Genomic DNA, 17,387 nt, shown 5'->3' on the forward strand with positions numbered 1-17,387 from the left:
GACGCCGCGCACTGCGCCCGACCTCATCAGCCCGACCCAGCTCAGCCCAGCTCAGCCCCCAGCCCCAGCGGAGCGACCGGTTCGGGTAGTCCCACCGGCCACATGTGCACCGGCTCCCCCGCGAGCATCAGCTCGGCATAGCGGCGTGTCGTCGCGGCCAGTGCCGCCTCGCGGGTCAGGCCCTGTTCGAGGGCCCGGTGGAAGGTGGCCGCCTGCCAGGACGCCCCGTTCACCCGGCGCCGGCAGCGCTCCTCGATGACGCCCAGGTAGAGGTCCCGGTCGGCGGCCTCCACCCCCCACGCGTCCAGTCCGGCGGAGGCCAGCGGCAGCAGCTCGTCGCGGACCAGGGTGACCGCGTCGACCTCGGCCGTGCCGCCGTAGCGCCCGCGCCGCGGCCACACGAACCGCGCGTCGATGCCGTGGCGGCACGCGGCGTCGAAGTTGGCCTCGGCCGCGGCGAAGGGCAGCCGGGTCCACACCGGCCGGCTCTCCTCGGCGAGGGAGCGCACCAGGCCGTAGTAGAAGGCCGCGTTGGCGATCACGTCGATGACGGTGGGCCCGGCGGGCAGCACCCGGTTCTCCACCCTCAGGTGCGGTACGCCGTCGGCGATGCCGTACACCGGCCGGTTCCAGCGGTAGATCGTGCCGTTGTGCAGCACGAGTTCCGCGAGGCCGGGCGTGCCGCCGGCGGCGACGACCTCCAGCGGTTCCTCGTCGTCGCACAGGGGCAGCAGGGCCGGGAAGAAGCGCAGGTTCTCGGCGAACAGTTCGTGCGCGGAGGTGATCCAGCGCTCGCCGAACCAGGTCCGCGGCCGTACGCCCTGTGCCTGGAGTTCGGGCGGGCGGGTGTCGGTGGACTGGAGGAACAGCGGCGGACGGGACTCGCGCCACAGCTCGTGCCCGAACAGGAAGGGCGAGTTGGCGCCGACGGCGATCTGCGGGGCACACGCCACCTGCGCGGCGTTCCACACGTCGGCGAACCGGCCCGGGGTGACCTGGAGGTGCAGCTGTACGGAGGTGCAGGCGGCCTCGGGGACGATCGACTTCGCCGTACGGACGAGGTGTTCCACGCCCTCGATGTCGAGGCGGAAGTCCTCCCCGCGCGCGGCCACGATCTGGTCGTTGAGCAGGGTGTAGCGGTCGACCTCGGAGAGGTTGGCGGAGACCAGGTCGTCCGGGCCGAGCGTGGGCAGGATGCCGATCATGACGATGCCGGCGTCCACCTCGCGGGCCTTGCGGTCGGCGTAGGCGAGCGACGTGCGCAGTTCCTCGGCGAGCCGGTCGAATACCCGGCCGCCGAGTCGGTGTGGGGCTATGTTGACTTCCAGGTTGAACATGGCGAGTTCTGTTTGGAAATCGCGGCTCGCGATGCGTTCCAGCACCTGACCGTTCAACATTTTCGGCATACCGTCGGCGCCGGCGAGATTCAATTCGATCTCGACGCCCATGAGGTTCTTGGGTCGGTCGAATCGCTTCTCCACCAACAGCCGCTCCAGTCCCATCAGGCACTTCTGGAGCTTTTCGCGGTAGCGCTGGCGATCGGACAGGTCGAACTGCCCCGCCACGACCTTCTCCCCCATCGAAGCGTCCCTCCTCGGTGGGCGGACCGACGTTACGGCCGCCGGGCTCCCGGGTGCAGGGGGGATGATGCCCAGCGGAAGCGATCGATAACGCCCCGCGCGGACCCGGCGCACGCTACTCTGTCGGATTGTTCCCAGAGGCATTTTCACTGGGCATGCAGCAGCCCGTCCAGCCGAGTACCCAGCACATCTCGTGAAAAACGCCGACGACATTCGGCCGACCGCTCCCGACGCGTATTCCGAGGTCAGCGAGGCGGACCAGTCGGGGAATCGGGAGGATTCCCGCATACCGATGGCGTATTGGAGTCTTGCGCGGTTCACCGGAATGGGATAGACGAAACAACGGCCGAACACGCGTCGTATAAACTTCGCCCACAAGGCAGAAGGTTGACGCCCTCGGTCGTGGTTCCTGCCATGTTCCTGCCGTCGCGGTCACGGGAGGCAGACCGAGCCGCACCCACGTTCACCGACCCGGGCCACCACCCTTCCGGCCTTTTCCGTGAGCAGACAGCGCCGTCCGCCCCACCCTCCTCGCGCCGCCGCGCCTGTCGAATGAGAGAGGCGACCCACCATGCCGCTGCACGTGCCCCCCGCTCCCGCGCCCGCCCTGCGTTCCGTCCTCGCCGCCCTCGGTTCCCCCACCGCCGTCCGCGAGGCCCGCACCCCGTCCCTGCGCGCCGCACAGGGCCCGGCGACACCCGAACTCCCGCTTCCCGTCCATGTGCTGGACCGGATCACGCCGCAGGGCCTGTCCGCGACCCGACTGGCCGGCTGGCGCTTCCTGATCCGCTGCGGCGACAAGGCGGTGGCCGCCGCCGACACCATGCTCACCCCGGACGGCTGGGCCTTCTCGCACTTCTTCGAGGGCCCCTACGTCCCCTCCACCGAGCGCGCGATGCAGCAGTCGGAGGCGCTGCAACAGCCGTACCAGGCGCGGCTGCTGTCCGTCCCCGGGCTGTACATGCTCACGCTGTGGCTGCACGGCGACACCACCGCCGACGGCGCCGAGGGGCACCCGGTCGGCACCGATCTGCTCGTGCCCCTCGCCCCGGCCCCGCCCGGCATATCGGCGCACCGCCCGTTCCGGGTGGCCGAACTGCTTCCGGTGCTGACGCATCGCGCGACCCCGCTCCCACTCCTCGGCCCGCCCGTGCTCGGCTCGCCCGCCTGACCGGAGCTGCCGTGTGCCCCGCCGCCTCCCCGGCGGCGGGGCACACCCATGCCGGCGCCCCTACCGACGCCCGGGCCCCCTCGTGCCGGACGCCCGTACCAGGGCCCCAGGTCAGGGGCTTGGCCTGCATGGACTAGCCCCATCCGACCACTGCGAACCACCCAAAGGGACAGTGCACTTGGACTGAACCGTCCGGCCGGGTGACGCGTCATGAACCTGTGAGAAGCGGTGCCGCGAAATCCCTGCGGAATGACGCCCGGAGGGCAACACTGGGTTCCGACCGACTTATCACCACGGGGGACGGCCATGACCACGACAGAGCGAGAGAACCCACCCATGTGCCAGCACCAGCCGCCGTGTCCGACAGCAGAGTCCGCCGACCGGGAATCCGCCCGTCTCGTGGCGCACCATCCCGAGCAGGGCTGGAGTCTGCTGTGCAACGGCGTCCTGCTCTTCGAGGACACCGGTGAGCTGCTGCCCGACGGCCGGATCATCGCCCCGCACCGCCCGCTGGGTGCGGAGCATGTGATGACCGCCGCCTGAGCGGAGGGCGCGCGAAGGACCTGCGGGGCCGGCCGCACCGTACGAGGTGCGCACCGGCCCCGACGTGTGTCCAGGGGCGGCTACGGACCGTGCCCGGGCGCTAGCTCAGCGCCTCCCGCAGTGCCTGGTACGCCGGTTTGGGGTTCAGCTGCTCGTCCCAGGGCAGGGCGGCGCCCTCGCCGGGGAAGACCGCCGGGATCCAGGAGTACTTGTCCGTGTAGTCCCAGACGGTGATGCCCGCACACCGACGCACGGCCAGGCAGGCCTGTGTCAACTGCCGGTACCAGTCGGCCTGTTCGGCCAGCTTCGCGCCGGTCGCGGGCAGCTGCATCCGTACGTCGACCTCGGTGAGCGCGGTGTCCAGGCCCAGGGCGGAGAAGCGGCTCAGGTTGTCCTCGATCGTGGTGGGATATCCGTACTGGAGCGCCAGATGGGTCTGGAACCCTATGCCGTCGAGCGGGACGCCTGCGGCCTTGAGGTTCTTGGCGAGCGCGTAGTAGGCGTCGCTCTTCGGGCCGGTCGCCTCGGTGTTGTAGTCGTTGAGGTACAGCCTGGCGTGCGGGTCGGCCTCGTGGGCCCAGCGCAGCGCGTCGGCGATGTATCCGGGGCCGAGCGTCTTGTACCAGAGGCTCTCGCGGTAGCTGCCGTCGTCGTTGAAGGCCTCGTTGACGACGTCCCAGGAGTACACCTCGCCCCGGTAGTGCTGCACCTCGGTGGTGATGTGCCGCTTCAGCACGGCCCGCAGTGCGTCGGCCGTCCACTGCTTCGAGGTGAGCCAGTCCGGCAGCTGGCTGTGCCAGACCAGGGTGTGGGCACGGACCTGCTGGTGGTTCTCGCGGGCCAGGTTCACGATCTGGTCGCCGGCGGTCCAGTCGAAGGCGCCCTGCCGGGGTTCGGTGGCGTACCACTTCATGCCGTTGCCCGGTGTGATCATGTCGAACTCGCTGCCGAGGATCTTCGTGTAGGCGCTGTCGGTGAGTTCGGGGTTGTCGGTGGCGCTGCCGAAGTACCGGCCGTGGCGCCGGGCGAGATCGGCGAGCGTGGGCTGCCGGTCGTGGGCCTGGGCGGCGGGGCCGGTGACGACGCCGGCGGCGACGAGGACGGCCGCGAGGGCGCCGGCGAGTCTCAGCCGTGTCTGGGGCATGGTGCGGCTCCGATCTGTGGGAAGAGGGGTGCTCAGCGCTTGGTGGCGCCGGCGGTGAGGCCGCCGACGAGCTGGCGCCCGGCGACGGAGTAGAAGGCGAGCGCGGGGACCATGGCGAGCACGAGGTAGGCGAAGACCCGTGCGGTGTCGGTGGCGTACTGGCCCTGGAACTGCTGCACGCCGACCGGGATGGTCCACCAGGTGCTGTCCGTGAACACCAGCAGCGGCGGGAAGAAGTTGTTCCAGCTGGTGACGACGGCCAGGACCGAGACCGTGCCGAGCGCGGGCCGGGCCACGGGAGCAGCACCCGCCAGAAGAAGCCGAGCGGTCCGCAGGCGTCGAGCGTGGCCGCCTCCTCCAGTTCGCCGGGGATCTGCCGGAAGAAGCCGCGCAGGATGACGATGGTCATCGGCAGCCCGAACGCGGCCTGCGGCAGGATCACTCCCAGCGGGTCGTCCAGCAGTCCCATGGAGCGCAGCAGCTGGAACAGCGGCAGCGCGGCCACCGCGAACGGGAACATCAGCCCCATCGTGAACAGCATGAACAGCAACTCCCGGGCGCGGAAGGCGAACCGCGCGAAGGAGAGCGCGGCGAGCGCGGAGACCGCGACGACGATCACCGTCGTACCGACCGCGATGAACGTGCTGTTGCCGACCAGCCGCCAGAAGGAGCCCGACGTCAGGATGTCCCCGTAGTCGGGGAAGACCCACGGGTGCGGCAGGCCCACCGGGTCGCGCGAGAGCTGGTCGGTGGACCCGAAGCCGGAGAGCAGTGCGTAGAAGCGGTACGGCCATGACCGCGCCGACCGCGACCAGCACCACGTGCAGCGGCAGGGTGCGGCCCCTGCGGCCGGCCTTCCCGGGTGTCGCGCGGCTCATGCGCCGGCTCCCCTCATGTTCGTGGTGGCCCCTTCCAGGTCGTGGCGCAGGACGAACCGCTGGTAGGCGAGGGCGAAGACGAGGCCGATGCCGAACATGACCACGCTGATCGCGCCGGCGTAGCCGACCTGGCAGCGCTTGAAGCCGTACTGGAACAGGGTCACGGCCATCGTCTCGGAGTGGTGGTCGGGGCCGCCCGTGCCGGAAGCGCTGCCACGGATTCGCGCCGTCGGCGATCGCGGCTTCGGTCGACTCGGCCGGGACGGACTGGAGTCCGGCCAGCACCGGTTCCCGGTCGGTGGTCTCGGCGGCGAAGAACTTCAGGAAGTCCACGGCGGCCTGCGGGGCGCCCGAGCGCACGGCGTGCCCGCCGCCCCCGCCGAACACCTCGGTGATCCTTCCGGCGCCGCCCTCGACCTCGGGGAACGGGAAGCGGCCGAGGTCCGCCCCGATCCCCTTGCCGGCGGACTTCTCCGTGCTGGGCGCCCACTAGCCCATGAGCTCCATGGCCGCCTTGCCGTTGCCGACGGCAGCGGCCTGCCCGGTCGGAGTGGAGTAGGCGGCGCCGAGTAACCCCTTCTGGAACGGCTGGAGGTGCACGAGGTCCTTCAGGTGCCGGCCGGCCCGGACGACTCCGGCATCGCCGAAGTCCTTCTTGTCGTCGGCCTGTTGCGGGGCGTCGACCCCGGCGGACTTCAGCTTCTTCACGTCGTCCGGGAAGGCGGTCCATGTGGTCGGGGGCTCGGCGATGCCGGCCTTTCTGAAGAGCGCCCTGTTGCACCAGAAACCGACCATGCCGATGTCGAACGGGATGCCGTACACCTTGCTGTCGAGGAGGTACGGCTGCTTCGCCACGGACAGCATGGCGTCGGCCCACGGTTCGGTGCGGTCGTTCTCCAGTTGAACGATCTTGATCTTGACCTTGGGGTTCTGCGCCTCGAACTTCTGGGCCAGGTTCGCCCAGACGCTCTCCGCGGGATCCGTGGTCGAGATGTTCCACCACTCGATCGTGGTCGCCCCGGAGGGCGACCCTCCGTCCGAGCCGCCGCCGCAGCCGCAGCCGCAGCCGCTGAGAACGGTCATCCCGAGTCCGGTGCCGAGGGAGGCCGCGAGAAGGCCGCGGCGGGACAGTGCAGGGTCGCCCATCGTGTGCTCCTTCGAGGTTCACCGCATCCCGGCGGGTCGAGGGATTCGAAACATTCGTGCAAAATACCGAACGTTCCGGACCGCGACTCTAGAAAGGCCTGTCGGGAGCGTCAAGGTGTCGTGCACGAAGGGGTGCCGTTCAGGGGTCCCCGCCGGAGGAGTGCATGCCGGACCCCGCACCGGCCGGAAGATCCGGACGACACCTCCCACTGGCGCACCGGGCCGATCCGGGCGAGCACGGCCGCCGTGCCGCCGGCCACCTCCAGGTCGCAGTGGTGTCCCTCGTCCAGCCGGACCGGCAGGCCCGCCCGGCCCGGCAGTCGCGGTGCTGCCGGCGGCGGCCGACGAAGGTGTACCGGGGCGGTCGAGGCTGTCCCCGGTGAGCCGCCCGGGCCGCCGGGTGAGGGACCAGGACCGCGCGGGCCGGCGGTGCGGGGAGATCCACTACGGCACCGGCGACGGGGCGGTGAAGTCGTCGCGCACCGGCGGCCGTTCGAGGGGCGCCAGGCGGCCGGCCCCGGATGGCGCTCCCCCACCGGCCCCAACCGGGGCCAGGCGCCGACCCACTCCACCGGCATCAGGAAGGTGTCCCGGCCGAGGACGTGGAACTCCGGGAACCAGACGCGCGGCCGGGTGCCGAGCAGCACCATCCACCAGCTGCCGTCAGCGGCTCGGACCAGGTCGCCGTGGCCGGTGCCCGACCACATCGGCAGCGGGCACTCCAGTCGGGGTCGATGCCGGGCAGGCCGATCCACACCGGGTCCGGCCAGGGGCCTTCGGGGCGCTCGGCGGTGACGCGGAAGGTGCCGCCGGCACCGACGCCGGCGGTAGGTCCGCATGGCTCGCCCCCCGCCCTCCAGCGTGCTCGAAAGTTTCGATCGAGGTACCGAACTCAGCGGCGAGACGCGTTGCGGCGGAGGAACGGGAGAGTGGTATGCGCCCCGGCTGGTCGAATCCTCCGCGCGGGGGTGGGATGGAAGGGAGCAAGGGCCTTGCAGGCGGCCACGTCCGCACGCGTCACCCGGGCGTCGCCCGCCAGGGCGCGAGGAGCGGTGGAGCGATGTCCGGTTACGACACCTCGGCAGTGGCTCGGGTGGTGGTCGGCGTGAGCGGCTCCCTGGGCAGCGTCACGGCCCTGCGCCGGGCCACCGCGCTGGCCCGGCGGCTGGGCGCCGAACTGTGGACCGTGCTGGCCTGGGAGCCGCCGGGCGGTGACCCCGCCGCCCGGCGCTCCCCCGCCGGCGGTCTGGCGGTCGAGGAGTGGCAGCGGCTGGCCCGGCAGCGGCTGGTCGCGGTGCTGGAGGAGATCTTCGGCGGGGACGGCCCGGGGGTGCCGATCCACGCGGTCGTCGTCCGCGGACCACCGGGCCCGGCGCTGGTCGCGACCGCGGACCGCGAGGACGACGTCCTGGTCGTCGGCGCGGGGCGCCGCGGACTGCACCACGCCTTCTCCGGCCGGGTCTCCCGGCACTGCCTCGCGCACGCCGTCTGCCCGGTCCTCGCCGTACCCCCCTCCCCGCTCCAGTCCCAGCTGCTGTCGGTCCACCGGCGGAACACATGGCATCTGCGCATGGACCTCCGCCGGCTCTAGGAGCGGCCCGGCACGCCGACCATGGTCACGCACCGTGGTCGCGGGCCGTGCCGCCGCGCGGCCGACACCGACCGTGAGGACGTCAGGAGAGCGTTCTGCCGCCGTGAACGGACTGTCAAGCCATGACGCCGGGTGAGGGCACCGCACCGCCCGCGGGCACGCCACCGGCGGGATCGTGGCCCAGGCCACACCGCTCCCGGCTCCGCCGTTGATGCGACCGGGGCGGCCGCCGGTCATTCTTAACGCAAGCTTGACGCCCACCGTGCCGAGATCCATAGGCCCAGACGTCACTCTCTGCATACGCTGGTGCGGCCGTCCGCGTGATGGCCGGAAAGAGCTGAGCCGCACACAGGAGCACGCCGATGGCCACGACCGAACACCCTCCTTCCAGTCGATTGCGCACCTGGATGCTGGAGGGGCTGTCCGACATGGGCAAGCCCGGTGGCCACACGGGTCCCCACGCCGAGCCGGAGCCCCCGCACAAGGGCCAGCGCTGGTGGCGGGTGATGTGTCTGACCGGTGTCGACTACTTCTCCACCCTCGGCTACCAGCCGGGCATCGCGGCCCTCGCGGCCGGTCTGCTCGGGCCGATCGCGACCATCGTCCTCGTCATCGTGACGCTGGCCGGCGCGCTTCCGGTGTACCGCCGGGTCGCCGAGGAGTCCCCGCACGGCGAGGGTTCGATCGCCATGCTGGAGCGGCTGCTGTCCTTCTGGCAGGGCAAGCTCTTCGTGCTCACGCTGCTCGGCTTCGCCGCCACCGACTTCCTGATCACCATCACGCTCTCCGCCGCCGACGCCTCGACCCACCTGGTGGAGAACCCGCATCTGACGAGTGTCCTGCACGGCCACCAGATGATCATCACGCTGTTCCTGGTCGCCCTGCTCGGCGCGGTCTTCCTCAAGGGCTTCCTGGAGGCGATCGGCGTCGCGACGGCACTGGTCGGCGTCTACCTCGCGCTGAACGTCGTCGTCGTGATCGTCGGCCTCTACCACGTCATCACCGCGGGCCATGTGATCACCGACTGGTCCAACGCGCTGACCGTGCAGCACGGCAACATCTTCGTGATGATCGGCCTCGCGCTGCTCGTCTTCCCCAAACTCGCGCTCGGCCTCTCCGGGTTCGAGACCGGCGTCGCCGTCATGCCGCACGTCCAGGGCGACCCGGACGACACCGAGGAGAAGCCGACCGGCCGGATCCGGGACACGAAGAAGCTGCTGACCACCGCCGCGATCATCATGAGCGGCTTCCTGATCACCTCCAGCTTCATCACCACGCTGCTCATCCCGGAGAAGGAGTTCAAGACCGGCGGCCAGGCCAACGGACGTGCGCTCGCCTACCTCGCGCACGAGTACCTCGGCGGCGCCTTCGGCACCGTCTACGACGTCTCGACCATCGCCATCCTGTGGTTCGCCGGCGCCTCCGCCATGGCCGGTCTGCTGAACCTGATGCCGCGCTATCTGCCCCGCTACGGCATGGCCCCCCACTGGGCCCGCGCGGTGCGCCCGATGGTCATCGTGTTCACCCTGATCGCCTTCCTGGTCACCTGGCTCTTCGACGCCAACGTCGACGCGCAGGGCGGCGCCTACGCCACCGGTGTGCTGGTGCTCATCACCTCCGCGGCGATCGCCGTGACCATCGCGGCGCGCAAGGCCGGGCAGCGCAAGTGGACCATCGGGTTCGGCGTGATCGCGGTGGTCTTCATCTACACGACCGTCGTGAACGTCATCGAGCGGCCGGACGGTGTGAAGATCGGTGCCTGCTTCATCGTCGGCATCATCCTGGTCTCGCTGCTGTCCCGGCTGGCCCGCGCCTTCGAGCTGCGCGTGACCAGCGTGACGTTCGATCCGCTGGCCGAACGATTCATCCGGGACATGGCCAGCCGCAAGATGCGGTTCATCGCCAACGAGCCCGGGCACCGGGACAAGGCCGAGTACCGCGAAAAGATCGAGCAGATCCGCGCCGACAACGACATGCCGGAGCAGGAGGACTTCGTCTTCGTCGAGGTGACGGTCACCGACCCGTCCGAGTTCGAGGCCGGCCTGGCCGTGCGCGGCGAGGTGCTGCACGACCGCTACCGGGTGCTGACCCTGGAGTCCGCGTCCATCCCGAACGCCCTGGCCGCGCTCCTGCTCAACGTCCGCGACATGACGGGCTGCACGCCGCACATCTACTTCGAGTGGACCGAGGGCAGTCCGTTCGCCAACTTCCTGCGCTTCTTCCTCTTCGGCCAGGGCGAGGTCGCCCCGGTCACCCGCGAGGTGCTGCGCGAGGCGGAACCGAACCGGGAACGCCGGCCGCGCGTGCACACCGGCTGAGTCCAGGAGCGGACGGCGCCGGGCCCGAGCGGCCCGGCGCTACTTCCCGAACCACCGCCGGGGCGGCCGTACGTCCACCTTCCCCATGCTGATCTGCCCGCCTATCCCCACTCTGAGCACGACCGGCACCTCGGCACCGCGGGCCGGGCGGACCCTGGCCTTGCTGTGATAGAGCGCCAGCGAGTCCGTGTCGACGACCATGCCGGGCCGGGTGATCAGGCGCAGGGTGCCGCCGCACAGGCCCAGGTCGATGTCGAGGGTGTCGTGCGTGAGCACGGCGTCGGAGAAGTCCAGGGTCACGTTTCCCCAGGCGCACACGATCTCCAGCCGGCGCGGCACGATCCAGCGGCCGTCGCGGATGGCCGAGGCGTACTGCTGCTCGATCCGGACGACGTCCTTGGCCGCCGCCGGTGCCGCGGCGGCGGCGGCCTCCACCGGCAGGTCGGCGGTGAGCACGGCCAGCTGCCCGAGCGTGCGGGCGGCCAGCGCCGCCGCCACGCGCTCGTCCAGCTCCTCGTGGGTGAGCCGGCCCTCCCCCGCGGCGGCGGCGAGCGCCTCCACCACCCGGTCGCGGTCCGCGTGCGAGGCCCGCAGCCCGTCCGGCACGTCCGCGTCCACCATGTCGGCAGTCATCCCCTCACCCCGTTTCAGCGGGCTCCGCACGGAGCCGTCACCATCGAGAACTAACGTTATATCGCGTTATACCTGACGGCCAACCCCACGTCCATGGTTCCCGGCGGTGGGCCCTAGGGTGACCGGCATGCAGTCCTACACGATCGGCCAGGCGGCGCGGCTGCTCGGCGTGAGCCCGGACACCGCCCGCCGCTGGGCCGACGCGGGCCGGGTGGCCACCCATCGCGACGAGGCCGGGCGCCGGCTCATCGACGGCCGCGCCCTCGCCGCGTTCTCGGTCGAACTGGCCAAGGCGGCCGGCGGCGAGGAGGACGCTTCCTACACCTCCGTCCGCAACGCCTTCCCCGGCATCGTCACCGCGATCAAGCTCGGCGACGTCGCCGCCCAGGTCGAGATCCAGGCGGGCCCGCACCGGCTGGTGTCCCTGCTGACCCGGGAGGCCGTCGAGGAACTGGGCCTGGAGGTCGGCATGGAGGCCACCGCGCGCGTGAAGTCCACCAACGTGCACATCGACCGCGTCTGACCCGGCGAGGTCAGCGGCAGAGCAGCGCCGCCCGCAGGTCCAGCCGGTCCCGCAGCCGCGACAGGTCGCGCCCCGTCAGCCGCTCGATCCGCTCCATCCGGTAGTGCACGGTGTTGACGTGCAGATGCAGCGCCTGCGCCGTGCGCGCCCAGGAGCCGTCGCAGGCCAGGAACGTCTCCAGGGTGGCGAGCAGCACCGCGACGGGCGGCCGGCCGGTCTCCAGCAGCGGGCCGAGCACCGTACGGGCATAGGCGCCGCGCACCTCGGCCGGCACCCCGGTGAGCAGCGCGTCGAGGGTGGTGAGGCTGCGGGCGTCGGTCAGGCGGGAGACGTCGGGCGCGGTGGTCCGCGCCGAGGTGAGGGCGTACCGGGCCTGCCCGAGCGCGGCGCCGAGTCCGCCGGGCCCCGCCGCGGGTGCGCCGGTGCCGCCGTGCAGGACGACCCCGGGCACACACCCGGCGACCAGCGGCCACACGTCGTCCGCCCAGCCGTCCGGCACCCCGGACAGCACGGCGAAGGCACCCCCGTCCGGCAGCCTGCCGACGGCCGCCGCGCCCCCGGGCCCGCCGTCCGCTCCCGCCTCCGCCCCGGCCCCCTCGGCCCGCGCGGCCACCACCGCGGCCCCGTCCGCGCCGCCGGCCGTCACCGCATGCCCCGTCAGTTCCGTCAACGCGCCCTCGGCGAGCGGCCCTTCGTCCGGCCCGGGCCGGACCGTCCCGGCGTCCGCGACGAGGACCAGGTACGGCCCGGTCTCCGGCAGCCCGCAGCGCCGTAGCGCCGCCTCCACCGTGCCGTCCTCGCGCGCGTCCGGGGCCGACAGCAGCGCGCCGAGTTCGTCGGCAGCGCGGAGCCGGGCCGAGGGGCGCCGGGCGCCGGCCTCCTGGCAGTGGGCCAGCACGGCGGCGACCTCGTGCAGCATGCGCGGCGGGGCGGCGTCCGGGTCGGGCAGGTACAACAGCCGGTGCTCGTACGGCGAGACGCCGCTCGCGTCGACGGAGGCGGTCACCCCGGTGCCGTCCGCGACGAGTGCGACCGCCTCCCGCGGGGGCACCGGCGGGGCGCCCTCGGTGGCGGCGACCGTACGGCCCGAGGGCGTGAAGACGTAGGCGGCGGTCCGGCCGAGGTGGGCGAAGGCCTCGGCGAGGACGGCGTGCGGGCCGGCCTCCTGGGCGAGCAGCCGGCTCAGCCGGACGCGCGCGTTCTCCGGCAGCGCGTGATGCCGGCTCAGCCCGCCCCACTGGCGCAGGTACACGGTGTCGGTGATGGACCGGAACATGATGTGCGCGGGCACCCCGGCCACCGGCACGCCGTGGCGCACGCACGCCTCGACCAGGTCGTCGGGCACGGTCCCGTGCGTCTCCTCGCCCGCGAGCAGCGCGGCGGCCCCCGCGTCCTTCAGGGCCGAGACGAACCGCTCCGCCTTGCCGGAGCCGCCGTCGGGCGACCACCACACCAGCCCGCTGAGGACCACCTCGCCGGGCCGCACGAACCGGGCCGGGTCCTCCAGGTCCGTGACGGTCACCCCGCTGATTTCGCGCCGCAGCAGCGCGTCCTCCGCCCACAGCAGGCGCAGCCCGAGGGAAGCGTCCCCCAGGAGGTGTTCGACGTGCATGTGCTGGCTCCTCGTACGGCCGCCGCGGGGTGAGCACATCCCCCGGCCTCTCGCATTCACCAGGTGAGTGCGAGAGAAAGCATCGTAAATGCAAGGTTGCCGGAGCGGAATGCCTCTTGGTTGATCCTCCAGTCCCAGGGCCTGCGGCGTGGGTGTTTCCGTGCCCCGCGCCAGTCGTTTCGGCCGGTTCCCGTTGGTTCACTTCCAGCCATGGACCTGAACACGGTGGCCGAGATACGAGACGCCCGGCGGCCCGCGCCCTGGCGGCCCGGGGACGCCTGGCTCGGCGGCGGGACGTACCTGTTCTCCGAACCCCAGCCGCACCTGCGGCGACTGGTGGACCTGAGCCGCATGGGCTGGACGCCCGCACAGCGGCACCCGGACGGCTCGCTGGAGCTGGCCGCCACCTGCACCATCGCCCAACTGTCCCGCTACGCCAAGGACTTGATCGCCCCCGCGGCCCCTCTCTTCGAGCAGTGCTGCCGGGCCTTCCTCGCCTCGTTCAAGATCTGGAACATGGCCACCGTCGGCGGGAACCTGTGCAACGGACTGCCGGCCGGCCCGATGATCTCCCTCACGGCCGCGCTCGACGGCACCTGTCTGCTCCTCGCCCAGGGCGGATCCGGGCGCCGCCTGAAGGTCGCCGACTTCATCACCGGCGCGGGCCGCAAGGATCTCGCCGAGGGCGAGCTGCTGCGCTCGGTCACCCTGCCCGCCCGCGCCCTGTCCTGCCGTACGGCGTTCCGGCAGGTCTCGCTGTACGGCCTCGGGCGCTCGGCCGCCCTGGTCATCGGGACCCTCGACCCGGTCGACCACTCCGTCACGGTCACCGTCACCGCGGCCACGGTGCGCCCGGTGCGGCTGTGGTTCCCGCTGCCGCCCACGGCCGAAGCGCTGCGGACGGCGATCGAGGGGGCCGTCGCGGACGACGAGTGGTTCGACGACATCCACGGACTGCCCGAGTGGCGGCGGCACATGGCGCTGCGGCTGGCGGAGGAGATCCGCCGGGAACTGACGGAGGAGGAACGGCGATGAGGGTCGAGGTCAACGGGCGGTCTCATGAGGAGGACCCCCGACCGGGGCAGTGCCTGCGCACCTACCTGCGCGAGCGCGGCTGGTTCGGCGTGAAGAAGGGCTGTGACCAGGGCGACTGCGGCGCCTGCACGGTCCACGTGGACGGCGAGCCGGTGCACAGCTGCCTCTACCCCGCCTTCCGCGCCGACGGCCGCGGCGTCACCACGGTCGAGGGCCTGGCCGCCCCGGACGGCGAACTCCACCCCGTGCAGCGCAAGTTCCTCGACGCCCAGGGCTTCCAGTGCGGCTTCTGCACGGCCGGCTTCCTGATGACCACAGCGGCACTCAAGGAGGACCAACTCGCGGATCTGCCACGGGCGTTCAAGGGCAACCTGTGCCGCTGCACCGGCTACCGGGCCATCGAGGACGCCGTGCGCGGGGTGAGGAACGTGGAGGCGCCCGCGCCCGGTGAGTCCGTCGGCCGCAGCCTGCCCGCCCCGGCCGGGCCGCAGGTCGTCACCGGCACCGCCCGCTACACCTTCGACATCGACGTACCGGGCCTGCTCCACATGAAGCTGCTGCGCTCCCCGCACGCCCACGCCCGCATCCTCGCGATCGACACCTCCGCCGCCCTGCGCGTCCCCGGCGTGCACGCCGTGCTCACCCACCACGACGCCCCGGAACGGCACTTCTCCACCGCCCGCCACGAACACCCCGAGGAGGACCCGGACGACACCCGCGTCCTGGACGACACCGTCCGCTACGTCGGGCAGCGCGTCGCCGCCGTCGTCGCCGACAGCGAGGGCGCCGCGGAGGAGGGATGCCGGCGCATCGAGGTGACGTACGAGGTGCTGCCCGCCGTCCTCGACCCGGAGGACGCCATGCGGCCCGGCGCCCCGGTCGTCCATGCCAAGGACGCGGCGACGGCCCGCATCGCGCGCCCCGAGGCCAACGTCGTCGGGGAGGCGCACGGTGAGATAGGCGACGTCGAAGCGGGCTTCGCGGCGGCGGACGTCGTCTACGAGGACACCTTCCGCACCCAGCGCGTCCAGCACGCCAGCCTGGAGACGCACGGTGCCGTCGCCTGGATCGACGAGGACGGCAGGCTCACCGTCCGCACCAGCTCCCAGACGCCGTTCCTCACCCGCCGCGCCCTGTGCGCACTGTACGACCTGCCCGAGGAACAGGTCCGGGTGCTGGCGGGCCGGGTCGGCGGCGGGTTCGGCGGCAAGCAGGAGATGCTGGTCGAGGACGTCGTGGCGCTCGCCGTGCTGAGACTGCGCCGCCCGGTGAAACTGGAGTACACGCGCGCGGAGCAGTTCTACGGCGCCACCACCCGGCACCCCTTCACGATCCGGGTGAAGGCGGGCGCCCGCCGCGACGGCACCCTCACCGCGCTCCAGCTGCGCGTCGTCGCGAACACCGGCGCGTACGGCAATCACGGACCGGCCGTGATGTTCCACAGCGTCGGCGAGTCCATGGCCGTCTACCGCGCCCCGCACAAGAAGGTCGACGCGTACTCGGTCTACACGCACACCGTCCCGGCGGGCGCCTTCCGCGGCTACGGCCTCGGCCAGGTGCTGTTCGCCGTGGAGTCGGCGCTGGACGAGCTGGCCCGCCGGCTGGAGCTGGACCCCCTGGAGTTCAAGGCCCGCAATGTCATCGGCGCCGACGAGCCGATGCTCACCCCGGGCGGCCACGAGGCGGACCTGCACATCGCGAGCTACGGCCTCGACCAGTGCGTGGCGATCGTGCGCCGGGCCCAGGCGGAACCGGTGTCCGAGCCCGTCCCCGCGGGCTGGCTGGTCGGCGAGGGAGCGGCCCTGGCGATGATCGCGACCGGTCCGCCCGGCGGCCACATCGCCGACGCCAGGGCCGCCCTGCTGCCGGACGGCACCTTCGATCTGGCCGTCGGCACCGCCGAGTTCGGCAACGGCACCACGACGGTGCACAAACAGATCGCGGCCGGCGAACTGGCCACCACCGTCGACCGGATCGCCGTCCGCCAGTCCGACACGGACGTGGTACGGCACGACACCGGCGCCTTCGCCTCGACCGGTACGGTCGTCGCGGGCAAGGCCACCCTGCGCGCCGCCCGCGCCCTCGCCGACCAGCTGCTGGACTTCGCCGCCGCCCACCTGGCCGTCCCGCGCGCGGACTGCCGGCTGGCGGAGGAGGCCGTGCTCCACCCGGGCGGACGCCTGCTGCTGAAGGAGGTGTACGCCGCCTCGCGCACCGTCGGCCTGGAGCTGAGCGCCGACGGGCACTTCGGCGGCACCCCGCGCTCGGTCGCCTTCAACGCGCACTGGTTCCGGGTGGCCGTCGACCCCGGGACCGGCGAGATCCGTATCCTGCGCAGTGTGCACGCGGCCGACGCGGGCAAGGTGATGAACCCGATGCAGTGCCGGGGGCAGGTCGAGGGCGGGGTCGCCCAGGCGCTCGGCGCCACGCTCTTCGAGCGGGTCCTGCTGGACGAGCGGGGCGCCGTCGACACCGCCGCCTTCCGCCGCTACCGGCTCCCGCAGTACGCCGACGTGCCGCGCACCGAGGTGCACTTCATGGAGACGGCGGACGCGATCGGCCCGCTGGGCGCCAAGTCGATGAGCGAGAGCCCGTTCAACCCGGTCGCCCCGGCCCTGGCCAACGCACTGCGGGACGCGACAGGGGTGCGGTTCACCGAGGTACCGCTGCTGCGTGACCGGGTGTGGCGGGCGCTGCGTCGCCACAGCGATAGCCGCCGTCCACCCGGATCGCGGTGATCCCGCTGATGTGCCGGGCCCCGCACCGGTCCTGTGGGAGGACCAGCTGGGGCCCGGCCGCGTCCAGCGCGGTCTCGTCGATGCGCACACCCAGCAGGACGGGCGCGTCCGCGAAGTCCGGGTCGATCTCGGCCCAGGACAGCACCGCGTGGTGGCCGTCGGTGCCGGTGACGGCGATGAGGAAGCGCAGCCGGTCCTTGCGCCGCGCCGGGTCGAAGTCCGGGCCGGCGTCGGCGAGGACGTCGTACAGGCGCGGCCCGGTGAAGCGGTGGTGCTGGACGCCGCTGGTCGCACAGTCGAAACTGACGTCCACCCGGTGCTGCGGCCAGCGCAGCAGCTCCGGAACGGTCAGCCGGGCGGGCCGGGCCAGATCACCGGTCAGGGCGAGTTGCGCGAGCGTCATCTGCGACCACCTCCCGCAGGACGGTACCCGCAGGAGTGCGCCGTACAAACGCACATGCGAGCCACATGTCAC

At 72.1% G+C, this 17,387-nt stretch carries 12 protein-coding genes and 3 pseudogenes; 7 read left to right on the forward strand and 8 right to left on the reverse strand.

Features of this window, described 5'->3' with window-relative positions:
• Positions 1-41: 41 nt before the first annotated feature.
• Complete coding sequence (locus tag BIV25_RS42745) at positions 42-1,580, reverse strand: glutamate--cysteine ligase (protein ID WP_071377981.1); 1,539 nt, start codon at positions 1,578-1,580, stop codon at positions 42-44.
• 571 nt (positions 1,581-2,151) lie between these two features.
• Here BIV25_RS42745 and BIV25_RS42750 point away from each other — a divergent pair.
• The gene (locus BIV25_RS42750) at positions 2,152-2,751 is read left to right on the forward strand and encodes a hypothetical protein (RefSeq protein WP_071377982.1); all 600 of its coding nucleotides are present in this window, start codon (positions 2,152-2,154) and stop codon (positions 2,749-2,751) included.
• A gap of 336 nt (positions 2,752-3,087) precedes the next feature.
• The gene (locus BIV25_RS42755; protein WP_071377983.1) at positions 3,088-3,294 is read left to right on the forward strand and encodes a DUF5999 family protein; all 207 of its coding nucleotides are present in this window, start codon (positions 3,088-3,090) and stop codon (positions 3,292-3,294) included.
• A gap of 100 nt (positions 3,295-3,394) precedes the next feature.
• Here the strand turns inward: BIV25_RS42755 and BIV25_RS42760 are convergent, their stop codons facing one another.
• The 4 genes and pseudogenes from BIV25_RS42760 to BIV25_RS48620 all read right to left on the reverse strand — a co-directional run.
• Positions 3,395-4,438 carry an endo-1,4-beta-xylanase gene (locus BIV25_RS42760; protein WP_071377984.1) on the reverse strand — a complete coding sequence of 348 codons (1,044 nt, stop codon included), beginning with the start codon at positions 4,436-4,438 and terminating at the stop codon, positions 3,395-3,397.
• Positions 4,439-4,470: 32 nt separating this feature from the next.
• Positions 4,471-5,316: pseudogene (locus tag BIV25_RS42765) on the reverse strand (carbohydrate ABC transporter permease).
• Positions 5,313-6,462, reverse strand: a pseudogene (locus BIV25_RS42775) (extracellular solute-binding protein). The pseudogenes BIV25_RS42765 and BIV25_RS42775 overlap by 4 nt, the downstream one beginning before the upstream one ends.
• A 209-nt stretch (positions 6,463-6,671) precedes the next feature.
• Positions 6,672-7,282, reverse strand: a pseudogene (locus tag BIV25_RS48620) (family 43 glycosylhydrolase); the annotation flags it as partial.
• Positions 7,283-7,522: 240 nt separating this feature from the next.
• On the opposite strand from BIV25_RS48620, the gene BIV25_RS42780 reads away from it, so the two are divergent.
• Together BIV25_RS42780 and BIV25_RS42785 are read left to right on the forward strand one after the other, a co-directional pair.
• On the forward strand, positions 7,523-8,053 hold the full coding sequence (locus tag BIV25_RS42780) for a universal stress protein (protein ID WP_071377987.1): 531 nt from the start codon (positions 7,523-7,525) through the stop codon (positions 8,051-8,053).
• Positions 8,054-8,415: 362 nt separating this feature from the next.
• Positions 8,416-10,371 (forward strand): APC family permease, encoded by a 1,956-nt coding sequence (locus BIV25_RS42785; RefSeq protein ID WP_071377988.1) that lies wholly within the window; start codon positions 8,416-8,418, stop codon positions 10,369-10,371.
• Between the two features lie 39 nt (positions 10,372-10,410).
• Here the strand turns inward: BIV25_RS42785 and BIV25_RS42790 are convergent, their stop codons facing one another.
• Positions 10,411-11,004 carry a DUF1707 domain-containing protein gene (locus BIV25_RS42790; RefSeq protein ID WP_071377989.1) on the reverse strand — a complete coding sequence of 198 codons (594 nt, stop codon included), beginning with the start codon at positions 11,002-11,004 and terminating at the stop codon, positions 10,411-10,413.
• 127 nt (positions 11,005-11,131) lie between these two features.
• Here BIV25_RS42790 and BIV25_RS42795 point away from each other — a divergent pair, with 127 nt between their 5' ends.
• Positions 11,132-11,527, forward strand: coding sequence for a molybdopterin-binding protein (locus tag BIV25_RS42795; RefSeq protein ID WP_071377990.1), 396 nt, complete (start codon positions 11,132-11,134; stop codon positions 11,525-11,527).
• 10 nt (positions 11,528-11,537) lie between these two features.
• On the opposite strand, the gene BIV25_RS42800 is transcribed toward BIV25_RS42795, so the two are convergent.
• On the reverse strand, positions 11,538-13,139 hold the full coding sequence (locus tag BIV25_RS42800) for a PucR family transcriptional regulator (protein WP_071377991.1): 1,602 nt from the start codon (positions 13,137-13,139) through the stop codon (positions 11,538-11,540).
• Between the two features lie 210 nt (positions 13,140-13,349).
• On the opposite strand from BIV25_RS42800, the gene BIV25_RS42805 reads away from it, so the two are divergent.
• Together BIV25_RS42805 and BIV25_RS42810 are read left to right on the forward strand one after the other, a co-directional pair.
• On the forward strand, positions 13,350-14,174 hold the full coding sequence (locus tag BIV25_RS42805; protein ID WP_071377992.1) for a xanthine dehydrogenase family protein subunit M: 825 nt from the start codon (positions 13,350-13,352) through the stop codon (positions 14,172-14,174).
• Positions 14,171-16,912 carry a molybdopterin-dependent oxidoreductase gene (locus tag BIV25_RS42810; protein ID WP_071377993.1) on the forward strand — a complete coding sequence of 914 codons (2,742 nt, stop codon included), beginning with the start codon at positions 14,171-14,173 and terminating at the stop codon, positions 16,910-16,912. Before BIV25_RS42805 ends, BIV25_RS42810 begins: the two co-directional genes overlap by 4 nt.
• On the opposite strand, the gene BIV25_RS42815 is transcribed toward BIV25_RS42810, so the two are convergent.
• Positions 16,827-17,315 (reverse strand): molybdopterin-dependent oxidoreductase, encoded by a 489-nt coding sequence (locus tag BIV25_RS42815; protein WP_071377994.1) that lies wholly within the window; start codon positions 17,313-17,315, stop codon positions 16,827-16,829. The two genes, BIV25_RS42810 and BIV25_RS42815, sit on opposite strands and share 86 nt — an antisense overlap.
• Positions 17,316-17,387 lie beyond the last annotated feature (72 nt).

Origin of the sequence: Streptomyces sp. MUSC 14 (assembly GCF_001866675.1) — a bacterium.
Classification (GTDB): Bacteria; Actinomycetota; Actinomycetes; order Streptomycetales; family Streptomycetaceae; genus Streptomyces.